Annotated in this window: 28 protein-coding genes; 24 read left to right on the plus strand and 4 right to left on the minus strand. The window is 40.2% G+C overall.

All coding sequences use genetic code 11. The features are described 5' to 3' along the window. Positions 1–48 precede the first annotated feature (48 nt). From WKT11_RS06750 to WKT11_RS06825, 16 genes are all read left to right on the plus strand, one after another. On the plus strand, positions 49–2,805 hold the full coding sequence (locus WKT11_RS06750; RefSeq protein ID WP_196002868.1) for a YodL domain-containing protein: 2,757 nt from the start codon (positions 49–51) through the stop codon (positions 2,803–2,805). Between the two features lie 299 nt (positions 2,806–3,104). Further along, positions 3,105–3,311 (plus strand): hypothetical protein, encoded by a 207-nt coding sequence (locus tag WKT11_RS06755; protein ID WP_012744284.1) that lies wholly within the window; start codon positions 3,105–3,107, stop codon positions 3,309–3,311. Beyond that, positions 3,289–4,479 (plus strand): CHAP domain-containing protein, encoded by a 1,191-nt coding sequence (locus tag WKT11_RS06760; protein ID WP_008703824.1) that lies wholly within the window; start codon positions 3,289–3,291, stop codon positions 4,477–4,479. The genes WKT11_RS06755 and WKT11_RS06760 overlap by 23 nt, the downstream gene beginning before the upstream one ends. A gap of 158 nt (positions 4,480–4,637) precedes the next feature. Next, on the plus strand, positions 4,638–4,850 hold the full coding sequence (locus WKT11_RS06765; RefSeq protein WP_008703822.1) for a helix-turn-helix domain-containing protein: 213 nt from the start codon (positions 4,638–4,640) through the stop codon (positions 4,848–4,850). 5 nt (positions 4,851–4,855) lie between these two features. Further along, positions 4,856–5,557, plus strand: coding sequence for a VanR-ABDEGLN family response regulator transcription factor (vanR, locus tag WKT11_RS06770; RefSeq protein WP_004853366.1), 702 nt, complete (start codon positions 4,856–4,858; stop codon positions 5,555–5,557). Next, positions 5,544–6,629, plus strand: coding sequence for a sensor histidine kinase (locus WKT11_RS06775; RefSeq protein WP_008703821.1), 1,086 nt, complete (start codon positions 5,544–5,546; stop codon positions 6,627–6,629). Before vanR ends, WKT11_RS06775 begins: the two co-directional genes overlap by 14 nt. Before the next feature lie 137 nt (positions 6,630–6,766). Continuing rightward, complete coding sequence (locus tag WKT11_RS06780; protein ID WP_226841040.1) at positions 6,767–7,621, plus strand: hypothetical protein; 855 nt, start codon at positions 6,767–6,769, stop codon at positions 7,619–7,621. 4 nt (positions 7,622–7,625) lie between these two features. Next, a complete protein-coding gene (locus WKT11_RS06785) occupies positions 7,626–8,339 on the plus strand; it encodes an ABC transporter ATP-binding protein (RefSeq protein ID WP_004853372.1) in 714 nt (237 codons plus the stop codon). Beyond that, positions 8,329–9,513, plus strand: a complete 1,185-nt coding sequence (locus WKT11_RS06790) for an ABC transporter permease (RefSeq protein ID WP_012744282.1) — start codon at positions 8,329–8,331, stop codon at positions 9,511–9,513. Before WKT11_RS06785 ends, WKT11_RS06790 begins: the two co-directional genes overlap by 11 nt. A 27-nt stretch (positions 9,514–9,540) precedes the next feature. Beyond that, entirely contained in the window at positions 9,541–10,044 is a 504-nt protein-coding gene (locus tag WKT11_RS06795) for a hypothetical protein (protein ID WP_015514509.1), read from the plus strand. 43 nt (positions 10,045–10,087) lie between these two features. After that, a complete protein-coding gene (locus WKT11_RS06800; protein WP_012744280.1) occupies positions 10,088–11,044 on the plus strand; it encodes a D-alanyl-D-alanine carboxypeptidase family protein in 957 nt (318 codons plus the stop codon). Between the two features lie 65 nt (positions 11,045–11,109). Then, positions 11,110–11,508 (plus strand): winged helix-turn-helix domain-containing protein, encoded by a 399-nt coding sequence (locus WKT11_RS06805; protein WP_015514508.1) that lies wholly within the window; start codon positions 11,110–11,112, stop codon positions 11,506–11,508. Between the two features lie 441 nt (positions 11,509–11,949). Continuing rightward, positions 11,950–12,552, plus strand: a complete 603-nt coding sequence (locus WKT11_RS06810; protein ID WP_012744278.1) for a hypothetical protein — start codon at positions 11,950–11,952, stop codon at positions 12,550–12,552. Positions 12,553–12,594: 42 nt separating this feature from the next. After that, positions 12,595–13,179, plus strand: coding sequence for an SOS response-associated peptidase (locus tag WKT11_RS06815; protein WP_012744277.1), 585 nt, complete (start codon positions 12,595–12,597; stop codon positions 13,177–13,179). A 23-nt stretch (positions 13,180–13,202) separates the two neighbouring features. After that, complete coding sequence (locus WKT11_RS06820) at positions 13,203–13,661, plus strand: YaiI/YqxD family protein (RefSeq protein ID WP_015514506.1); 459 nt, start codon at positions 13,203–13,205, stop codon at positions 13,659–13,661. A gap of 10 nt (positions 13,662–13,671) precedes the next feature. Further along, a complete protein-coding gene (locus tag WKT11_RS06825) occupies positions 13,672–14,190 on the plus strand; it encodes a hypothetical protein (RefSeq protein WP_012744275.1) in 519 nt (172 codons plus the stop codon). Positions 14,191–14,205: 15 nt separating this feature from the next. Here the strand turns inward: WKT11_RS06825 and WKT11_RS06830 are convergent, their stop codons facing one another. Then, positions 14,206–15,585: a relaxase/mobilization nuclease domain-containing protein gene (locus tag WKT11_RS06830; protein ID WP_012744274.1), complete on the minus strand. Its 1,380-nt coding sequence runs from the start codon at positions 15,583–15,585 to the stop codon at positions 14,206–14,208. Continuing rightward, the gene (locus WKT11_RS06835) at positions 15,552–15,875 is read right to left on the minus strand and encodes a MobC family plasmid mobilization relaxosome protein (RefSeq protein WP_012744273.1); all 324 of its coding nucleotides are present in this window, start codon (positions 15,873–15,875) and stop codon (positions 15,552–15,554) included. Before WKT11_RS06835 ends, WKT11_RS06830 begins: the two co-directional genes overlap by 34 nt. 249 nt (positions 15,876–16,124) lie before the next feature. Here WKT11_RS06835 and WKT11_RS06840 point away from each other — a divergent pair, with 249 nt between their 5' ends. Then, a complete protein-coding gene (locus WKT11_RS06840; protein WP_012744272.1) occupies positions 16,125–16,514 on the plus strand; it encodes an MmcQ/YjbR family DNA-binding protein in 390 nt (129 codons plus the stop codon). 57 nt (positions 16,515–16,571) lie between these two features. On the opposite strand, the gene WKT11_RS06845 is transcribed toward WKT11_RS06840, so the two are convergent. Together WKT11_RS06845 and WKT11_RS06850 are read right to left on the minus strand one after the other, a co-directional pair. Further along, entirely contained in the window at positions 16,572–16,772 is a 201-nt protein-coding gene (locus WKT11_RS06845; RefSeq protein WP_005344265.1) for a helix-turn-helix transcriptional regulator, read from the minus strand. A gap of 56 nt (positions 16,773–16,828) precedes the next feature. Continuing rightward, positions 16,829–17,560 (minus strand): helix-turn-helix domain-containing protein, encoded by a 732-nt coding sequence (locus WKT11_RS06850; RefSeq protein ID WP_008688138.1) that lies wholly within the window; start codon positions 17,558–17,560, stop codon positions 16,829–16,831. Positions 17,561–17,754: 194 nt separating this feature from the next. Between WKT11_RS06850 and dinB the strand changes: the two genes are divergently transcribed. The 7 genes from dinB (at position 17,755) to WKT11_RS06885 (ending at position 21,635) form a co-directional block, all read left to right on the plus strand. Next, on the plus strand, positions 17,755–19,002 hold the full coding sequence (dinB, locus tag WKT11_RS06855; RefSeq protein WP_196002869.1) for a DNA polymerase IV: 1,248 nt from the start codon (positions 17,755–17,757) through the stop codon (positions 19,000–19,002). Positions 19,003–19,016: 14 nt separating this feature from the next. Continuing rightward, the gene (locus tag WKT11_RS06860; protein WP_023922630.1) at positions 19,017–19,229 is read left to right on the plus strand and encodes a hypothetical protein; all 213 of its coding nucleotides are present in this window, start codon (positions 19,017–19,019) and stop codon (positions 19,227–19,229) included. A 12-nt stretch (positions 19,230–19,241) separates the two neighbouring features. After that, the gene (locus WKT11_RS06865) at positions 19,242–19,481 is read left to right on the plus strand and encodes a hypothetical protein (RefSeq protein WP_005344271.1); all 240 of its coding nucleotides are present in this window, start codon (positions 19,242–19,244) and stop codon (positions 19,479–19,481) included. 250 nt (positions 19,482–19,731) lie between these two features. After that, positions 19,732–20,304, plus strand: a complete 573-nt coding sequence (locus WKT11_RS06870; protein WP_012744267.1) for a hypothetical protein — start codon at positions 19,732–19,734, stop codon at positions 20,302–20,304. Positions 20,305–20,313: 9 nt separating this feature from the next. Then, positions 20,314–20,685: a hypothetical protein gene (locus WKT11_RS06875; protein WP_196002870.1), complete on the plus strand. Its 372-nt coding sequence runs from the start codon at positions 20,314–20,316 to the stop codon at positions 20,683–20,685. A gap of 274 nt (positions 20,686–20,959) precedes the next feature. After that, complete coding sequence (gene rd / locus WKT11_RS06880; RefSeq protein WP_020993356.1) at positions 20,960–21,124, plus strand: rubredoxin; 165 nt, start codon at positions 20,960–20,962, stop codon at positions 21,122–21,124. Between the two features lie 76 nt (positions 21,125–21,200). Beyond that, positions 21,201–21,635 (plus strand): bacteriohemerythrin, encoded by a 435-nt coding sequence (locus WKT11_RS06885; protein WP_019161195.1) that lies wholly within the window; start codon positions 21,201–21,203, stop codon positions 21,633–21,635. Positions 21,636–21,803 lie beyond the last annotated feature (168 nt).

Here is a 21,803-nt window from a genome sequence, read left to right on the forward strand (position 1 = left end):
GAAGGTTCTGCCGGTTATGCCATTTTTTAGAACACAGGAGGAATTTGAATGGCGAGAAATATGATAACAGGAAAAGAAACGCAGAAAATGCAGGAATATACGCAGGAACAGATAGATCGTGCAGAACACATGGGAATAGAGATTCCATCGGATGTAAAGGAACAGATTTTTGAATATGCAAATCTGATTGGCGGGGAAGAGAAAGTAAGGACGTTGGTAAGAAATCTGACAGATGCAATCAATCAGGCAGATGAAGATAAAGTAGAGGAACTTCTGGATGATGCAAAAATGGATATTCAGGACCTACCAGATCCAACCATAGGTAAGCTGGAATTACGTGATTATGGATATACAGCAGAAGACATGGTGCCGCTTAGAAAAGAAGCAGCTTTGGATTATCACAGAATGGGTTCTAAAATTTATTGCCTGGGCAGCGATGGCGACAAGGGAGAGTATGCAAGTAAAGAAATGATACAGGCGCATGAAGGTCTGTTTGGCATGGAATTACAGATGTGGGAACGGATAAGGGATCAGGATCTGGATTATACCGATGAAGATTTTGGAGCATTTCAGGAGCCTATGAGTGTCATTGAGCAGGAAGAAGCACTGAAATTATACGATGCCGGAGCAGATATTTATCTGATTACTAATTTTTCGTCACCAATCTATGTCACGGAACGCATGGAAATCGAACGAGGACCGGAGCATTATCAGATGTCCATGGCAGAACGGGAGCGTTTCCGTAACCTGGAATGGGAAATGCAGAAATATCCACAGATTCAGTCTTTGAAAGAGGCAAACTTGTTGTTAGGAACAAGGCGAACCTTTGGTATTTATCAGATCAAGGACGATTCACCGGGCGAAAACTATGCATTTATGAATATGAGTTTTATTGAAAGTCATGGTATGCAGATAAAAAAAGAAGATTATAAGCTGGTCTATGTTGGCGAATTACTGGGAAATATGTCACTGGATGATATTTTTGAAAGATTCAACATTGACAGACCGAAAGACTTTCGAGGACATTCACTGTCTGTCAGTGATATCGTAGTTCTGAATGACGGAGAAAAAGTAACCGCTCATTTTGTAGACAGTATCAGTTTTGAACAGCTGGATTCTTTTCTGAATCTGGAAGAACAGGTTCTTGACGAATTGGCATATGAGGTAGGAGAACGTTATTTTGCTATTCAGAGGACAGAAGAAGGATACGATTATTCCTTTTACGATGAAGATTTCCGTCTGATGGATGGTGGCGTCTATGAAAATGATGAAATTTCTATTGAAGAAGCGGTAGAGGAACTTCTGGAAGACGAAGGCTGGACTGGGGAACGCATTCGTGGGGATTATGATCAGTTGATGGAAAAGGTAGAAGAAATGGATGAGGTTGTCATGGCAGAGATTCAGAAAAGCCAGGGCGAATATAAGCCTTTGGCAAAGGTGGAGGAACTGGAAGAGGCGAATTACAACATGATTGATAATGTCCTCAACAATATGCCACCGAAGAAAGAACCTTATCTGGAATATTTTGCCACAGAATGTGATGAGTTCCATGATATGGGAGCTTATGAAAAAAGTACCGATGTTAATCAGATAGCTGCAGTCTATGAAAAATATAGGGAGAATCCCAAAACTGCGTATCTGGGATGTACCATGGGAATTATTTATCGTGATCCGGAAGACAGTTACTATGATGAAGCCGAATTTGCGATCGTTAAAGGGAATACCGTATTCGGAAATCTGATGGATGATGTTCGATTTTATGGAGAACTTGCACTGGTACGGGAAGGGATCGAGAAAATTCATGAAGCATTGCCGGACTACAAGTATGTACCGATGAGGGATGTTCGAGAAGCAATGTATCCTGAGAAAATGACCACAGAACAGCTGGCAGAGGCACTGGATGAGATTGCAGAAGCTTTTGATCCGTATGAGTATCGAGATAATGTGGAGAGGGGAGAAAATACGGTGCAGGAAGTAATGCTGGATTTGAGAAGTGGAAATATTCATTCCTATATTTCATATCTGAAGGATATTGTAGACGAAGAATGCGATCTGTCTGTTCGTGCAGGAGTATTGATTGAAAGACTGAAAGCCTATGAACCTGAACTTCCAAAGGATATGGAACCAATGGTGTATGTAAACTATTGTGAAGAAAGTGATCTCATGAATCCAAGATGTCAGAAGCTGTCTGAGCTGGATGCAAAAACAGCAGAAATGGATAAAGAATGGTATGCAAAACGTGATCCGAAGACAGAGGAACCTACAAAAATTGCAAAGATATATGTGACTGTATATTATGCGGAAAAAGGTGAACAGATGCTGCATCATTTTAAGAAGTCAATGGATATTGGAAATGGACATGGCGGTATTGTGAGTCAGTTGAAGTATGATAATGAAATGAAGCTTACAGATGAGTATTGGATCAATTACCAGAAAGGCAAAGGAAGTGAAGAGTTCCAAAAGTATATGGAAGATCTGACAGACATGCAGAATCATGTGCTTCCGTATCTGCAGAGTTTTTGCAATCTGGAGGAAAAAGGTGTGAAGGAGAGACGAGAACAGCAGATAGCAGAAAGATATGAAGGAAGAGCAGATGAGAGGGTAACAAGTACCGAAGCGAATGAAGTTGTTAAGGATGTAGGAAAAACAGATAGAAAACCGGCACAGCAGAAGCAGGCGGTAGATGGAAAAGATAAGAAATTATCCATTCATGAACGGCTTGAGATCAATAAGAGGATTATTCAAGAAAAGCAGGGAAAAGATAAAACGGAGAGAGGAGTTGATTTGGGTGTAAGGACAGTGTAGAATAAGCAGAACGAGTCGGAGGTCATGGATGATAACGTGGCTTCCGGCTTTATTGCGTATTGTCGGAAGAATTATAAATGGTATAATGAATGTAAATGCGATAAAAGAATGTCGCCTGTTATGCGACTTCCAAATGAGAAAAGTGTGTTATTCTGAGATCAAACAAGAGGCTAATAGAGTCAGGAGGGTGACATTATGAGTAAAAAAGGATATAGCAGACCAGGATTCTTTGGATCCATAAACCATTATGATGCAAACGGAAAAAAGTAGGCGAGAGCAGACCAGGATTCTTTGGTGGTATGAACGACTATGATGCAAATGGAAAGAAAATCGGACATAGTTCGCCTTCCTTTTTTGGTGGTATGAATCATTATGACAATAACGGGCATAAAGTAGGTGAGAGTCGACCAGGATTCTTTGGCGGTTTAAACCATTATGATGACAAGGGGCATAAGCGGGGGCATAGCAATCCAGGATTTTTAGGTGGATTCAATCATTACGGTTAAAACTGCACAGAGAGCAGCACAAGCGGCAAGGGCTGCGGCAAAAGCCGCCGTGGTTACGGTAAAGGCGATTGCCAAAGCGACCGCACTTGCCATTAAAGCGATTATTGCCGGAACGAAAGCCTTGATTGCCGCTATCGCCGCAGGCGGCTGGGTGGCGGTTTTGGTTATTATCGTGATTTGCCTGATTGGTATGATCCTCGGCTCAGTATTTGGCATTTTCTTCTCAGACGAAGATTCCGGCACTGGAATGAGTATGCAGACCGTTGTGCAGGAAATCAATACCGAATACGATACCAAGCTGCAAGAGGAAAAGAACTCGGTATCCTATGATGTTCTTGAAATGAGTGGCAGCAGAGCCGTTTGGAAAGAGGTGCTTGCCGTTTACTCTGTAAAAACGAATACGGATCAAGATAACCCCCAAGAGGTTGCCACAATGGACGATGGCAAAAAGCAACTCTTAAAAGACATCTTTTGGGAGATGAATCAAATATCTTCCCGAACAGAGAGCAAGACCGAAACAGTTATTACCGAAACCGATGACGGACACGGTAATATCGTGGAAACTGAAAGCACGGTCACACAAACCTATCTGTATATTACCGTCAGCCACAAGACTGCCGAGGAAATGGCGGCGCAATATGGTTTTAACGAAGAACAGAAAGGCTACCTCGCTGAACTGCTTGCAGATGAAAACAATTACCTTTGGTCACAGGTGCTTTACGGCATTACAGGCGGCGACGGACAGATCGTGACCGTTGCACTCTCTCTGGTTGGCAATGTGGGCGGTCAGCCGTATTGGTCGTGGTACGGTTTTAACTCCCGTGTAGAATGGTGTGCTTGCTTTGTATCTTGGTGTGCCAACGAGTGCGGCTATATCGACGCTGGAGTTATCCCAAAATATGCAGGCTGTGTCAACGGAGTACAATGGTTTAAGGATCGTGGACAATGGCTGGATGGCAGCGCCGAGCCTGCCCCCGGAATGATTATTTTCTTCGATTGGGCAGACGAAAGTGGTCAGGATGGATTATCCGACCATACGGGTATTGTTCAAAAGGTCGAAAACGGCAAGGTTTATACGGTCGAGGGCAACTCCGGCGACAGTTGCCGAGTCAATGAGTATTCTATCGGTTATTACGAGATTCTTGGCTACGGCGCACCTGCCTATTAAAATACACAAGCCGCCTGCATTTTGCAGGCGGTTGGATTACATATCAGAAAGATATTGTGCCGGTTTGAAAACTAAAAGTCTCAAAATACAGACTTAATAATTGCGATTTCACTCTCAAAGTGCTATAATACAAACTATATTTGGGTGGAGGTGCGGAAATGAAAGTACGGTACAACAAACTTTGGAAACTTCTGATTGACAAGGGAATGAAAAAGAGTCAATTACGAGAAGCGGTCGGGGCAAGCAAAAGTACATTTGCGAAACTCGGAAAAAATGAAAATGTTACCCTTCCCGTGCTGTTGAATATATGCGAATACTTAGAGTGTGATTTTGGCGACATAATGGAAGCCGTACCCGAAAATGAGGTGTAGGATCAATGAACAAGAAGATTTTAATTGTGGATGACGAAAAAGAAATCGTTGATCTGCTTGAAGTGTATTTGAGTAACGATGGTTATTCAGTATATAAATGTTATAATGGGTTAGAGGCGATGAAATGTATCAAACAGTCGCAGATTGATTTAGCGATACTTGATATTATGCTGCCGGATATTGATGGTTTTCGACTTTGCCAAAAAATTCGGGAAAAGTTTTACTTCCCTATTATTATGCTTACCGCCAAAATTGAGGATAGCGACAAGATTATGGGGCTTACGATTGGTGCGGATGATTATATAACGAAACCGTTTAATCCTTTAGAGGTTGTGGCAAGAGTAAAGACGCAATTAAGGCGTTATCAGAGCTATAACAGTCCTAATTTGAGCCAATCCGAAGAAAAAGACGAGTATGACATCAGAGGTCTACTGATAAACAGAGTCAGCCACAAGTGCTACTTGTATGGCAAAGAAATAGCCTTGACTCCGTTGGAGTTTTCTATTCTGTGGTATCTGTGCGAACATCAGGGTAAAGTTGTCGCCTCGGAGGAATTATTTGAAGCCGTGTGGAAAGAAAAGTATCTTCGCAACAGTAACAATACGGTAATGGCGCACATTGGGCGGCTTCGGGAAAAATTGAATGAACCTTCAAAAAATCCGAAGTTCATTAAAACTGTTTGGGGGGTAGGGTATGAAATTGAATAAAAAAGAAAAAAACTATCTGCTCTCTACCTTGTTCAAAGGGTATGTAATTCAATGTGCGATTTGCTCTGTGCTTATTTTTGGCGGTACTTTTCTTTTAGGAATTATGGCAGAGGAAATTCTCCGCAAGTATGTTTTGTATTATTACTTGTATTACAGAACAGTATATCTTTATATAGTGGCTGTAATCGTGTGGGGTGGCTGTATTATATACATGACATACCTACTTTTGAAAAAAGTAGTCGCCTATGTGTACGAGGTACAGGCTGCGACAGGAAAAATGTTCGATCAGAATGTCAGTTACATTGAAATGTCCCCGGAGTTGAGTGAAATCGCCGCTAACATCAATCAGTTAAAACAAGAGGCTGAAAGTAATGCAAGGCTTGCAAAAGAAAATGAGCAGCGAAAAAATGACCTGATTATGTATCTTGCACACGATTTGAAAACACCGCTTTCTTCTGTAATCGGGTATCTTACTTTACTGCGTGATGAGTCGCAAATCTCAAAGGAACTTCGAGAAAAGTACCTTTCAATCACTCTTGGTAAGGCAGAACGGTTAGAGGATCTGATTAACGAGTTTTTCGAGATAACACGATTCAATATATACGATATTACATTACAATACACGAAAATCAATTTAACTCGCCTGCTGGAGCAACTTGTATATGAATTTAAGCCTATGCTCAAATCAAAGAATTTGCAATGTAATCTTTGTGTTGATGATGATATAATGCTTCGATGTGACGCAGACAAAATTCAGCGTGTTTTTGATAACCTTTTGAGAAATGCGGTTATCTACAGTTTTGAAAATACGGATATCACGATCAGCGCACAATGTCAGGAAGATACGGTCAGCATTATTTTTTGTAACCACGGCGATACTCTGCCGGAAGAAAAGTTAAACAGGATTTTCGAGCAGTTTTATCGGCTTGACGCAGCGAGAAGTACAAGCAGTGGAGGAGCTGGATTAGGTTTGGCGATTGCAAAGCAGATTGTTGAACTACACAATGGTACAATCGTTGCAGAGAGCCAAGAGGATCAAAACAAGTTTTCAATTACTTTGCCGTTGGCGTAGGAAAATTGTAAGAATTTGCATAGAAAAAAAGAGGAATATCTTACGAGCAATCAAGAAAATACGGGCTTCTGTTTTGGTACAATAAAAGTATCAAGATAGAGGCTCGTATTTTTTGTGATACAGCATAAGGAGGAATGATGAAGTTGCTAAGAAAACAAATGCTGCTATGTTCTATTTTGTTTCTTGTATTTACGCTATCTGCCTGCTCTGCAATTGGGCAGACAGACGAAAACAATCTTACAGATAGCGCAACATCCGCAGAAAAAACGGTATCAGTTGTACGAGGGACAATTACTCCAACCGTTTCAACGCAAACGACTATTGTTCCGGCAGTACCGTTTATTATTTTCTCACCCGAAAATGGCATATTTAATACAGCGGTAGAATTAGAAGAAAAAATCACTGCCGGGCAAATTATTGGAACTGTGAACGGCAAAGAATTGAAATCTCCGGTGGATGGTACAATTACCTCTATTGCCCCATCCAATGAAAGCGTACCGAGTAATTATCCCGTAGCGATAGTGCATTATACAGGATTTGCCCTCAATGTAGAGGCAGATAATTTTTTGAGTACCTTACCGGAGTATGCAGAGTTGAAAGCAAAATTTCAAGTATATGATGGTGTAGGACCAACCGATATGATTGCCGTGGTGTCGCCTGCCGCAGATGAAAATGCGTTTACGGGAATCGTGCCGCAAGAGGGCATTCTGCAATGCTTGATCAGTCAAACAGTCGATGTGAAATCGGGGCAAAGTGCAACGGTAGTCATAACGGCGACAACGAGAAATGATGTCCTTATATTGCCGCTGTCGGTAATAGCGGGTAGACAAGGGACGGGATTGGTTACTGTAATTACTCCGAATGGAGAAAGAGTGGAAACAAAAGTGACATTGGGTGTGACAGACGGAGCCAATATAGAAATACTGTCCGGCTTAGAGGAGGGCGATGTAGTTTCTGCTACTCCGCCAAACCTTGATCCGAGGGGGATTTGATAAAATGAAAGGAATTTCCGAAAAGACTTTAATCAAAATAAAGGATTTGAAAGCAAGCGTCAAATTGAATAATGGCGATATGCTGACAACAGTAACCAACGCTAATATGGAATTGCAACGAGGGCGCAGTTATGCCATTGTCGGAAAGTCCGGCTCAGGCAAAACAAGCCTTATATCCATTATTGGCTTGTTAAATCGGGAATATGAGGGCGAGTACCTTTATGATGGTATATCTATTTCTGCTTTGAAAGACCGTGATCTGTCTATACTGCGAGCCAATAATATCGGATTTGTATTTCAGAACTACTCTCTGATTAAGCACTTGCGGGTATGGGAAAATATCGAATTACCCCTACTCTATGCCAAAAAGTCGTTTACCGCCAAACAGCGTCACGAGATAATTACAGGCTTGCTAAAAAGTGTCGGCTTAGAAAGCAAGGAAAATGATTACCCAATCAATTTGTCCGGCGGTGAACAACAAAGAGTTGCAATCGCAAGGGCGCTTGCAGTATCTCCGGAAGCCATTTTATGTGATGAGCCTACGGGAGCGTTGGATAAAAAGACGGGAACGCAGATTATGGAACTGTTGCACAGCGTCGTAAAAGAAAATGGAATTATGCTGCTGTTGGTTACGCACGATCCTGATATTGCAGATACCTGTGATACGATTTTTGAAATGGATGGAGGGAGGATAACTTGTGCTAAAAATGATACTTAAAGACCTTCGTCTGTCTCCACTTAGAAGTATTCTGACAAGTGTTTCAATGCTTGTAGGCATTATCGCAATGCTTGGATCGGTATTAGTTGGTACGCTTGGACGGGAGTATTTGATTTCCGTAAACGCACAGGTATATGGCTGGTCACCTACTTACTCATTCGTGATAACGGAATCCGATTTTCACGATAGAAATAAAATGGAACAATTATTCCAGAGATTTGAAGCCATTGATGATGTAGCCGCTGTTACTTTTTCTATGGGAGAAGATATTCGATTTGCACCAATGAAAGATTTAACGCCAATACCGCCGAATGATGTTTACCAAAACCTGATGGCTTTTGATTTAGTTTGCACCACGGAGGCATATAGTCAAGTCTATAATCTTCCAATGACATCCGGTAGATGGTTAGAGCCTTCGAGTGAGGGCGGCTCGCTTGAAGTGGTCATAAACAAAGAAGCTAAAAACTATTTTAATGATTCGCCCTATGCTGCAGGAAATGTAAAAAGCACACTTTCGTTAACCCCATTCAATATTGTCGGAGTAGTAAACGATGGCAGGGATTTTCCGACTATCTATGCGGATTCTGCGGCGATCCTCAATTTCGCACCAGCAATGTGGCAAGTACAAAATGCAAATGTGTATTGGCATCCCACAACAGGACTGACAATCGAACAGATACATTCTGCCCTTGGCGACATTTTGACTGATACCATTGGCGGTTACTGGGAAAGTGCTGGGCGGAGTGATATTGGAGATACCTATGATTCGGTATTGTCCATACTGCAATTAGGGCTTTTGGTTACTTCGCTTTTGTTGCTGTTTGTTTCCGTATTAGGGCAGATCAATATCGGACTATCTTCATTGGAACAGCGCACACATGAGTTGCTGATCCGCAGAGCGATAGGTGCTTCACGAACAAATATTGTGGCATTGGTTTTAGGCTCACAGTTGATTTTATCAATATTCGTTTGCCTTGCAGCTATTTTGATTTCGCTGATTTTGGTGCATTGTATTGGAGCGTTGCTCCCTGTGGATTCCCCGGTGGGAACACCGAGTTATCCAATCAGCGTTGCTGTTGTTGCAGTTGCTGTGTCTGTGCTTACAGCATTATTGGGCGGATTATTACCAGCATTGAAAGCAGCAAAATTAGAGCCTGCATTGGCTCTTAGATAATAAAACTCAATTCAAGGAGGAAACAAAATGAAACGAACAATCTCAAAATCCGAAAGACCGTACAGACTGTTATTGTGTGTTATGATTTCTTTGCTGGTGATTATGCTGGCAGGCTGCTCCACTTCTTCGGACTCCGACACAAACACAAGAGGTTTCACGGACTTTGCTACCATTGAAGAAGAATACCTAACGACCATTGAGAGTTTGAATTGGCCGGAGGGCTTTACGCCGCCTGATGCTTTGGAAGGCGAAGATACGGGAGCGTCTTTTCAGATAGGATATGGCGATACAAGAGCATCTAACCTTTGGGAATATTCTTGGATGCAGGAATGGCTTGATACTTACAATACGGATTCGGAAAGGGCGGCAAAAGCCTTAGCTGAACTCGAAAAAGCCTTTGATATGCCTTATATGGGAACAGATCGCTGTGATGACGCCACACGCAAATATCTTCGTGATAATATTGATAAAGCTAAGTTGGGAGATCCGTCTGGATTTACAGAGTGTATTCAGGCAAATTATGCCGATTAAAAATGGCACATAGGAGTTTTGGTGTTGGGAGGTGAGCACATATATGCAGAGAAAACGCCGTAAGAAAAAACGATTTGGAGTATTTTTGTTTTTGCTTGTAGTTTGTATCGGCATAGGTATAATGTTTGTGCCGTGGGCAATGCAGCCGGAAAATTTCAGAGAGGTAAAGAATAAAATAAATGGTTTTCTCTACAAAGAAGATTTTCCTGACTCTTATAATGCAAAATCGCTGATTTTGGTGGATTGTTCTGATGATGAAATATTTGTTTCAAAAAACGAGAACGAGCCACAAATTCCTGCAAGTTTAGCCAAGCTGTTTGTTATTGAGTATGCGTCAACTTTAGCAGACCTTGATAGTATCGTTGTTGCAGACTATGGTGCTATTTCACTCACGAAACCTGGCTCGTCTGTTGCTCAAATCAAGGAAAAAGAATACTTTTTACACAATCTATTTGCGGCAATGTTAGTACCGTCAGGGAATGACGCAGCTTATGTGGTTGCTGATTATTGTGGAGGATTACTTTCGCCGCAAGCAGAAAGCTGTCAAGAGCGTGTGAGGATTTTCATGGAGAACTTAAACCTGCATTTGCAACAGCAGGGGTACTTAGACACAGTTTTATATGATCCGAGTGGTTTTGATATGGAGGCACTTACCACCACTTTAGATTTGAAAGAAGTAGTATATCGGTTGTTGGAATACTCGTGGTTTAGAGAAATTGTATCTCAAAACACTTATACGGCAACACTGCCTGATGGCAGTACACAAATATGGCAGAATACAAACGCCTTCCTTGATCCGACATCCGAATATTACAACGAAAATGTATGCGGAATTAAGACTGGCTCTCTGTCTGACGACTATAACTTGATTGTGCTTTATCAGCAGCACGGAAAAGAGTTTTTGATATGCAGTTTAGGCTCTCAGTCCGATTCCTCTCGTTATGACGATGTGAATTTTATTCTGAAAACGATTGATGAATCGTATTATCTCACGCAATAAATCTTATGTTGTCCAAGACAAAAAAACTAACCAAGGGGGGTGATAATATCGGACGAATCGTAATAATGGAGTTCAAAGCACAAGACTCAACAGCCTTTGACGATATGCTGGCTTTTGTAAAACAGCACCCTGATTTTGAAAAATTAGAGATTTCATATGAGCCGACATTATCCCTTTCCGGCTTAGAAATCAATTTGAGCCGGCGCAGAGTTATCAATAACGGTCAGGAAATTGAACTGACCGTCAAAGAGTACGATATACTCTGCTTGCTCGCAGCCAATAAAGGTCGTGTTCTTACATACGAGCAGATTTATGATAAGGTGTGGGGCGAAATATCAGCAGGCAATGAAAAGGATACCGTAGGCTTTCACATTCGGAATCTTCGTAAAAAACTTTGTGATACAAACTCTCACTTTTCCATAGATAGTGTTCGTGAGATCGGCTACCGCTTTAACAGTCAGTAAGCAGTCCCTCGTAGTTCATAATGAATTGCGAGGGATTATTCATTTTCTAAGACGGTATGTCGGAATTTGATAAATCCCTGCAAATGTTGATTTTATACGACTGTTAAGAGCAATATCGTGTCTAAACTTGCGACTGGACTTTGCATTTTCTACGAGTTATCTTCGTAATATCTCGGCATTATACTACTGGAATGTTTATCATAAACAGGGCATGATTTATGGCAGAATGGGCAGTCGTTCTCGTGCCATTTATTAGGTCTTGCTTGGATACGAATATGTTTAACTCCATTCTTATCAGAGTAAAGATTACAATTTTTTATAACTGTGTTCTTGACATTAAGGACACTTTTGCATAATGTATTAACTGAAGCCACTTGTGAATACTCCTTTTGTGTTTTTCTTCGCAGTTAATACATTAAAGGACACAAGTGTTTTTTCAATATGGTGTTGTTAATTTATGGTGTTAGGCTTCCACCATTATGCCAGAAGCCTCATATAAATTTATTGGGAAGAGTTACCGATCAAGTTTTCTCAGAATCCGAAGAATGGGATATTGATACGGTGTCAGAAACTATTGCATCGGAATATGAAAGAGCAACGAATCTTTCGATAAATAAAGAGAAGCAGAATTTGCCAATAGAAGAAAAACGAACGATAGATGTTAAAGAAATACGAGAATGGCTGAACTTTATTATTACGATTATATCAGTTGTTTTGGGAGTTACGAATTCTTCAGCAACAACGATAAATAATTACAATTATACACAACAAGTCAATAATTATTACATCGTTGGAATGGGATATGATGCGAAGGAGCTAAATACGACTAAATATAGAATCGTTAATAGAGAATCTATTGTACGACTGAAGCATGACTGCCATTCGATTGTAATTGAAAAGCTTGAGGAAGGGAAAGTTGTTAGAATTATAGATAAATATAAAAAGTGGCGACAGATAATTTGGGAGAATGAAGATGGTGAAGAATGTATGGGGTGGATTCAAAATTATAAATTAACTGAGTTTAAAGTGCCTAGAAATAAATGATGTATATTTGATGAAATAGAATCTATAAGTGAAGGAAGTATTATGTGTGGTAGATATTATATTGATTCTGATATGGCAGATGAAATCGAAAAAGTAGTGCATGATATAGACCAACGGATCCGGCAGGAACATTTTGCAGGAGATATCTTTCCAACCAATGTAGCACCGATCATTGAAAAATCAGAACATGGATTGAAACTGGATGTTTGCAAGTGGGGATATCCATTGTCACAAGGAAAGAATCTGGTTATAAATGCAAGAGCAGAATCTGTTATGGATAAACCTTCTTTTCGAAATGGAATCCTCTATCACCGCATTTTGATACCGGCAAGTGGGTTCTATGAATGGAATCGGTTAAAAGAGAAAAATACATTTTCCAGATATGATGCACCAGTATTGTATATGGCTGGCTTCTGTGATTGGTTTGAGAATGAACGACGATTTGTGATTATGACTACAGCAGCCAATGAATCTATGATAAAAGTACATGATCGTATGCCGCTGATATTGGAAAAAGGACAGCTGAAAGATTGGTTCGATGACAGGAAAATGGAGCAAATTCTGCATCAGGTACCGGTTCAGCTAAAACGAGAGGCAGAATACGAACAGCAGAGCTTATTCTTATAATGGTTCAGAGGAGAAATAGAAAGATGCAAATATTTGTTGATGCAGATGCCTGCCCAGTGGTTGCGATCATTGAAAAGATTGCAAAAGATAATAGTGTTCCGGTAATGTTGTTGTGTGATACAAACCATGTTCTGTCATCGACTTATAGTAAAGTTGTTGTTGTCGGTGCAGGAGCAGATGCAGTAGATTATAAACTGATTAGTATCTGCCATAAAGGAGATATTGTCGTATCACAGGACTATGGTGTGGCTGCAATGGCATTGGGAAAAGGTGCTTATGCTATTCATCAATCAGGTAAATGGTACACGGATGATAATATTGATCAGATGCTAATGGAACGTCACCTGAGTAAAAAAGCCAGAAGAAGTTCCCGTAAATGTCATGTCAAGGGACCGAAGAAGCGGACGGAGGAAGATGATGAAAGATTCGCTCAGTCTTTTGAAAAAATGCTTTTGATGGCACGGGAGAAAGAAGGCAGATGAGGAATTGTAGATGCAGAGGAACGACAGAAGCTATAAAGACTTAAAACAAAAACAGAAGAGTGCAATAGCAGATAAAACATACAAAATGCACTTGAAGTTTTATCTTGAGAATCAGCGAATGCCGGATGCTACTGAAATGAATGATATATGCAAAAGTTTGTTTACGGCAGTTCAATCGCTTGCTCCTAAAACGGAATATGAAGAATTTTATAAAATTGTTGAAAAGCGTGAAAAGAGTTATGAAGAACGTATCCTGAGAGACATTCAGAATGGAATTATAATAGAAACACTTATGGCAAAAAAACATAAGAAAACGCCGGAAGAAAAAGCAGCTGTTGCGAAACAAAAGAAGCAGCAGAGGCGAGCAAGACGGAAACAAGAAACAAGAGATAATCTGGCTAAAGAAGAAATCTTGCAAGATGACAGATTTTTCGTTATTGCCGGTTATACCTCCGGAGGTGCACCGTATGGTGTCACCTGGGAGGAAATGGGTCTGAAACCTTGGGAAGATTTGGAAGAGAATAATTGAGTTGTCAGTGCAATCTTATTTATCTCTTGTGACAGAAACAGGTTCCCGTTTTGCCGGAAGTAAGTCTGAATTGATTTCAGGAGCATCGAGCAGCACAGAGAAATTTTGCTGAATGATATCCAGTGTTTTCTGCTTTTTCTGTAATTTCTGTTTTTCCCGGACGGTAGCAGCTTGTTCAGATTCAAGATTTTCAATCCGCTTCTGGATTTTTTCAGAGCTAGGGATTTTGGTAACACCGAGATCCTGAAGCTCTTTTTTTAGTGAATCGTGGAGTTGGTATTCTGCCAGATGCTTGGAACGGTATTCTTTTGGATTTTTTGCAGATTTGCAATCTTCTATCACTTTACGGCAGAGCCGGTAAGAATCACAGTGTTTCTGAATGACTTTCTGCGTGCTTAGCTCACTGGTGATGTGTGCTATTCTCTGATCAGCCGCTTTAACAGAAGCATCAACATCAGAAACATGCTGCCTGAAATCCTCATAATTCAGTAGGTTATTTTCTGAAAGATAGTTGAAGGTGCGGGCTGCCTCTTTTAGATTATTGAGTTTTGCCCAATGTTCAAATCCTTCTCGATTGCCAGTCGTTACATACGTGGAGATATTGATATACAGGCGAGCTTCTCTGGACAGATGTTTTGGAGTTTTCACTTTGCTACGATTTTTAGCTAAGTGGATGCGGACGTTTTCTTCCGTATAATAACTTCCCAGAGATTTCATATAAGTGAAATTTTTTTGTTCCGGTGCACGGAAAGAAAGATGCTTTCCCTGCCGGACTTCATATCCAGCTAACTGCATTTTTTGTAGAAATTCCTCATAGTTGATGGAAGTCCAGATTGCTTTATCAACTGCAACACGTAGCTTGGCTTTCCAACTGGTGCCACGATGATATTCCATGTTCTCTTTATAGCTTTTTCCTTTTTCTCCGGTTGGCATACTGGTGGCAAGTCCATTTTCCAGGCAGATACGATTACTGATTCTGCAGAGTTTATGGTAGCTCCGCTTATTGGAAACATACTTGTGATGATCAACAAAGCTTGCAGCGTTGAAGATGATATGGTTATGAATGTGCTTTTTATCAACATGGGTACTGATCACGTATTCATATTTTCCTTTCAGTACTTCGGCTGCAAATTGCTGTCCTAAGCGATGGGCAGTTTCGGCATCAACTTCTCCAGGTTTAAATGACTGGATCAGATGAAATGCCAGGTTATTACCTTTGTCCATTCCATTCTTTTTTGCCATTTCTCTAGTCATGGAAAATTCGAGATCAGCAGTTTCCGGGGAACAGCCAAAACTGGAAACCAGCAGTTTTTCATCAGTCTTGTCTGGATTCGTGATATAGTCCAGAGCTTTCTTGTCTGTTACTTTAATGGGGAAGATCTTAATATATGCCATAGTTCTTTCACCATCTCTTTCAATTCTTGCATTTCTTCCGGATATAGATCTCCGGTGGTATTTACCTTTTTTGCAATCTGGTTGATATTTATGCCAATCTTGTGCATTTCCTCATACTGTTTCTTCAGAGGAGTTGTATCTGTGTTGACGATGTAGCCGTCGATTGCCATCTTACGCAGATAAGCTCCCATGTTCTTGGTTTTTGATTCTATCATCTTCCTGCGGATTAGCTTTCGTTCTTCTTCTGTGACATAAAAATGAATTTCTTTGTTTCTTTTTCTTTCAGCCATTAGCAGTTTCTCCTTTCTGAGAGGGCAGTAGTATCGTTGCTTTCAGCGTTTTTCAATTCAGGGCAGGGTACCCTAAATTGGGATTTTCCGGAAGTGTATCCTCACTTCCTGTCCTTGCTGTTTTACCCCTCTATTAGTTAAAGTCAGGAGAACCGGGAAAATGCAAAAGAATTTGGCAGGTAGTACGGGAACTGAAAATATGGTATGATTATGGGCAGGATATCAGAAGAATCAGGAGTTGAATAAACTGTGAAGAAAGAAGAAATTTTTGAATATGTGAAGAAACAGTATGGTACGGTGCCGGAGTATTTATGGGCACAATCACCAGATAATGCTGTGCTACGACATAAGAATGGAAAATGGTATGCTGTGGTCATGACGGTTGAAAAATCGAAACTGGGATTAGAAGGAAAAGATCCGGTTGATATCATGGACGTAAAGTGTGATCCGGACATGACGAATATGATTATTCAGACTTATGGATTTTTACCTGGATACCATATGAATAAGCAGCACTGGATCACGATTTTACTGGATGGTTCTGTCAGTGAGGCTAAGACACTGGACTTTTTGGATATGAGCTATGACCTGATTGACGGAGCAGGCAGAAAAGAAGAAAATGTAAGTGGATTACAGTGATTTTTGAGCAAAAGGAAAACCGGGGATTTTACTCCTCGGTTTTCTGGCTGTTGTGCTTCAGTCTTCAACTTGAAAAATATCTTCTACAGGCACTTTCAGGTAATGTGCCAGCCGGATTGCAATCTCAAGAGAGGGATTACGTTCTCCACGTTCGATGCGGCCTATAGTCTGGCTGCAGGAACCTATGGCTTCAGCCAAATCTGCTTGAATGAGATTCCGTTCTTCACGAATATCTTTTAGTGTATTATTGATTGCCATTCAATCACTTCCTTTGCTTATTGTTATCAGCAGGATCATGAACCTGCTGTTGAAATCTAATGAAATCCCGGAATTTCTGCACCTTTGCATTTCCCGATTACTTTTCCAAATATCTTAAAAGAGTCAGATTCCAAAACCTGGATAGGACGATATTTTTGATTTAAAGAGATCAGATAAACACCATCTGGCTCATCGTGTAATTCCTTGATGTAAGTATTGCCGTTGAGATAGAAGATTCCAATTTCACCATTAGCAAGAGAATCTTTTTTTTGAATCCATGCAACATCGCCTGTATGATAAAGTGGCTCCATACTGTCACCGGAAATCCGTACACCAAAGTCAGTCTGCTCAGGAGCAAGGTGTCCTACGTCATAGGTTTCTTTTACAGAATCCTCCAGGTAATTTCCAGTACCAGCAGAAACTGGTTCCCAGGTAATTTCTACAGGATGATGGAATGGGATAATCTTTGCAGACAGTGGAGAAAACTTTTTAGAAGCTTTCAAAATATCAGCAAATTCAATCAATTTATTTCTGCCTTCTTCATTCAATCCACTCATAATGTTATATGGGTTTTCTCCAAAGAAGGATTCATATATATCTTCGATATCAAGTAACTGGCAAAGTGTCAGGAAAACATGTAAAGCTGGTTCTCGTGCATTGGTCTCCCATTTGGAGATTGCTTTTGTAGTGACCTGAATACCTTCCTGAGAAAGCAGGTCTACCAGATCTGATTGAGAGTATCCTTTCTTTTTTCTATTTTCTGCTAATATTTCCCCGAAATCACGCATTTGTTCGCCTCATTTCTATTTGAATTTTCTATATGCATTATACCGTATGTTAGAAATAAAATCAACAATAATCTCCAAAATGGAGAAAATACAACCAAGATGTCACTTGACTATCTCCGAAATGTCGATATATACTAAACATACAGAGATTGATAAGACATTATGTTGAAGGAAACAGCTGGGAGGTGAAAAGTTTGAGTGAGCGTGTGATCCTGCATAGTGATATGAACTGTTTTTATGCCAGTGTGGAAATGCTGCATCATCCGGAATTTACCGGAATGCCGCTGGCAGTCGGTGGCGATCCGGAAGCCAGACATGGGATTGTGCTGACAGCAAATTATATTGCAAAGCAAAAAGGTGTAAAGACCGGAATGGCATTATGGCAGGCAAAACAGATTTGTCCGGAAATCATATTTGTACCACCACGGATGGATTTGTATTTGAGATTTTCACAGATGGCAAGAGAAATTTATTCGGAGTATACGGACAAGATCGAGCCATATGGAATTGATGAAGCCTGGCTGGATGTATCGGACAGCAGAAATCTGAAAGGAAGCGGAATGACGATTGCAAGAGAAATCAGCCATCGGATTAAATACGAACTGGGTGTAACGGTAAGTATTGGAATTTCCTGGAATAAGATTTATGCGAAACTTGGTTCAGATTATAAAAAGCCGGATGCAATCACAGAGTTTAATCGAGAAAATTATAAAGACAGGATATGGCAGCTTCCAGCGTCAGATTTGCTTTATGTCGGAAGACAGACAAATAAGAAATTGCAAAAACTTGGAATCCGGACAATCGGGCAACTTGCGGAATCAGACGAAAAGTTGTTAGAGAGTCATTTTGGAAAAATAGGAAATGTATTATGGGCTTTCGCAAATGGCTGGGATGAAGATCCGGTTTGCAAGGAAGGGTATGAAGCTCCAGTAAAGTCGATAGGTAATAGCACCACAACACCGAGAGATCTGGAAAATGATCTGGATGTTTGGATCATTCAAATAGCATTGGCAGAAAGTGTAGCTGCACGATTGCGGAAACATGGATTTAAATGCAAAACAGTAGAAATTACAGTTCGAGATAATGGATTGTATAGTTTTTCCAGACAGATACATTTACGACAGCCAACGAATATTACAAATGAGATTGTAACTGCAGCATTTCAGCTATTTAAAGATAATTACAAATGGGAACATCCCATTAGAAGCCTGGGAATCCGAGCTGCGGATCTTGTGTTAGATGATATTCCCGTGCAGTTGGATTTATTTGGAAATCAGGAGAAAAAAGAAAAGTTAGAGAAGCTGGATCGTACTGTAGATGAGATAAGACGACGGTTTGGATATTTCAGTATACAGCGAGCGGCAATGTACCAGGATAAAGTCTTATCCCACTTAGACGCTGGTACGCACACGGTCCATCCACACAGTTATTTTCATGGGTAATTGGAGGGATAGATTTGAAAAAAGCATTAACCAGAAAACAGGAAGAAAGTTATCAGTGTATTTTGAATTATACGAAGGAGCATGGATATCCGCCGACAGTTCGGGAATTTGGAGAGTTGATCGGGGTGAAATCAACATCATCTGCTTTTTCCAGAATCAAGCAGTTGGAGCAAAACGGATATATCCGAAGGATTCCGGCATCGCCAAGAGCAATCGAGATTTTATAGTGAGGTGTCGGCATGAACAAAGTATATGTAGATGTAGTGGCAGAGTTTCGGAAAGACGGACAGCTGGTTCCCATATTTTTTACATGGGAGGATGGAAGAAAGTATAGCATTGACAGAATTTTGAAAATCGAGCGATGCGCCAGCAGAAAGGCAGGCGGTGTAGGAATGATGTACACCTGTATGATACAGGGACAGGAAAGCCATTTGTTTTACGAAGTGGATAAATGGTTTATGGAGAGAAAAACAGCATAAGGAGAGATAGGTATAGACGATATTATTTGGATTATTAACCGGCAGGGATAGTCACTTTCCCTTTATATTCCTGCAGGTTTTACATAAGAAGATGGATTCCGGTCAGCAAAGGCAACTCCCACAATGCCTTTTGGATATCCGCTTCTGCAAATTGTAGTAAGTAATTGCTTCCCATCAAAATCATGGGGAAAGCGAACTGGTCTGAAAGACCGCCAGTTAGTGTGATGATGATAAGGAGATTTTGAAACTGATGACAGACAGAGATTATGCAATTAAATCAATGAAAGAGATTACCTTCCAGATGGCAAGCCATGCACAGGATTATCTGGAAGTTACAATCGAAAGACATTATACTGATATTAAAGAACTGATGACAAGTTACCAGAAGCTGATTTTGGAAAATCAGGTCGTATTGGAAGAACTGGATATGGAGTGCCAGGAGAAGATCAATGAAGATATGGCATATGCGTTAAGCTACCTGAGCATTTATAATCATCAGCTGAACGTGCCAAAGATGCACCGGGAGATGAATAACCTGATGATTATTTATGGACTGTCGGACATGATCTATCGGGGAATGACACTGGTGAAATTTTATGCTCCCAATGGTGTGACACTCAGTGAAATTCTTCATTCCTGCTTTTGCAGTCATTACAATAAGACAGATGTGGAAGTGCAGCAGGAACTGGGAATAGGCAGGACTTCTTTTTATAAGATGAAGAAGCAGGCCCTTGGATATTTAGGATTTTATTTTTATGAGATCGTGGTACCGCAGGCAAAGGATAAAAGATTTAAACCGTCACTGGGCGTAGAGGAAGAGTAGGTGAGTAATATGAGATACGAAGATTCGATGAAAGGTGTAGCTGCTCAGATAATCAAAGAACAGCAGCGAGCCAGTAAAATAAAAAACAATCCAGAAGAGTTCCATTGGCATGACGAATATGCAACGTTGAATTTCTTTCGGTTTATCTGCAAAAATATCGGTAACTTGGGAAATGGAGAAATTGAGAAAATGGTCACACGCTTGAAAAGCATAGATCAGAAAGCAGTGGAAAACCATGTGAATGGTGCTGTTTGGGCATTTGATTATGATAAGATGTTCTGTGTACTGATGGAAAATGAAATTTGCCGAAAGGTGTGTGAAAAGAATAAATATAATAGTTGGATGAAGTTGATTGGACAGTATTGTGTTTCAAGGACTTAAAGACGAAGAAAGTTGTTGGAGAGAAATAATTTCCAGCAACTCTGTCTTTAATGAATAGAGTTCATTTTTTTATTCAACTATTCCCATGATATATACAATATGTAAATTTGCAATTCAAATATCAGTTTATGCTAAGTGTAATAATAATAATTACTATTATTGACAAGAGAATAATTATCATGTAAAATACAGATATACAAGAAACAAAGTGTTAGAAAAAATTGCTATGAACTTGGTAAAAAAAATAAATCGACATTGAAAAGGGAAAATGACTATGATAAAATATGAATGTGAACCATGTGGATATATTTATGATCCGGCAGTAGGAGATCCAGACGCTGGTATCGATCCAGAAACTGCATTTGAGGATATTCCAGATGACTGGACATGCCCAATCTGCGGATTAGGAAAAGATGTTTTCGTTCCTGTAGAAGACTAAGAAGAAAATGCAGGTACGAAACTGCCAGACATTAAAAGAGTCTAAGAGAACATATAAAAGAAATGGAGGTCAAATTATGACTTACGATTTAAACATTACCTTTGATGACAATTTAGTAACAGGAAATAAAACAATCGATACACAGCACAAAGAATTGATTGACCGTATTCAGAACTTTGTAATTGCCTGTCAAAATGGCGACAGCAAGGTAAAGGCGATCAAACTTCTGGATTATCTTAACGAGTATACTGACTTTCATTTTAAAGAAGAAGAAGCACTTCAGGAAAAAGCCGGTTATCCAGAGCGTGAAAAACATTATGAAAAACATGAAGAGTTTAAAAAGACAATTCAGGAACTGTATGAATACCTTCAGGAGTATGAAGGACCAACAGATCGGTTCAGTGAACTTGTACAGAAAAATGTAATCGACTGGCTGTTTGGACACATTAAAACATACGACCGCTCTGTGGCAAAATTTATCTTTATGAAACAAAATCCAGACCGATGCTAAAATAAACCAGGGAACGAGTTCACTCAGAATGTAGACAACGTGATGAAGTAAACTAGGGGCTGTCACAATGCAGCCCCTTTCCTGTTATAGCGATATTCTAGGTAATATATTGCGCTGGCATGACATATTATTTTACTACTACTATATGGGAAGAGCAAGCAGCTCTTC

The sequence above is a fragment of the Blautia sp. HCN-1074 genome, from assembly GCF_037890165.1.
In the GTDB taxonomy this organism is placed as follows: domain Bacteria; phylum Bacillota; class Clostridia; order Lachnospirales; family Lachnospiraceae; genus Blautia_A.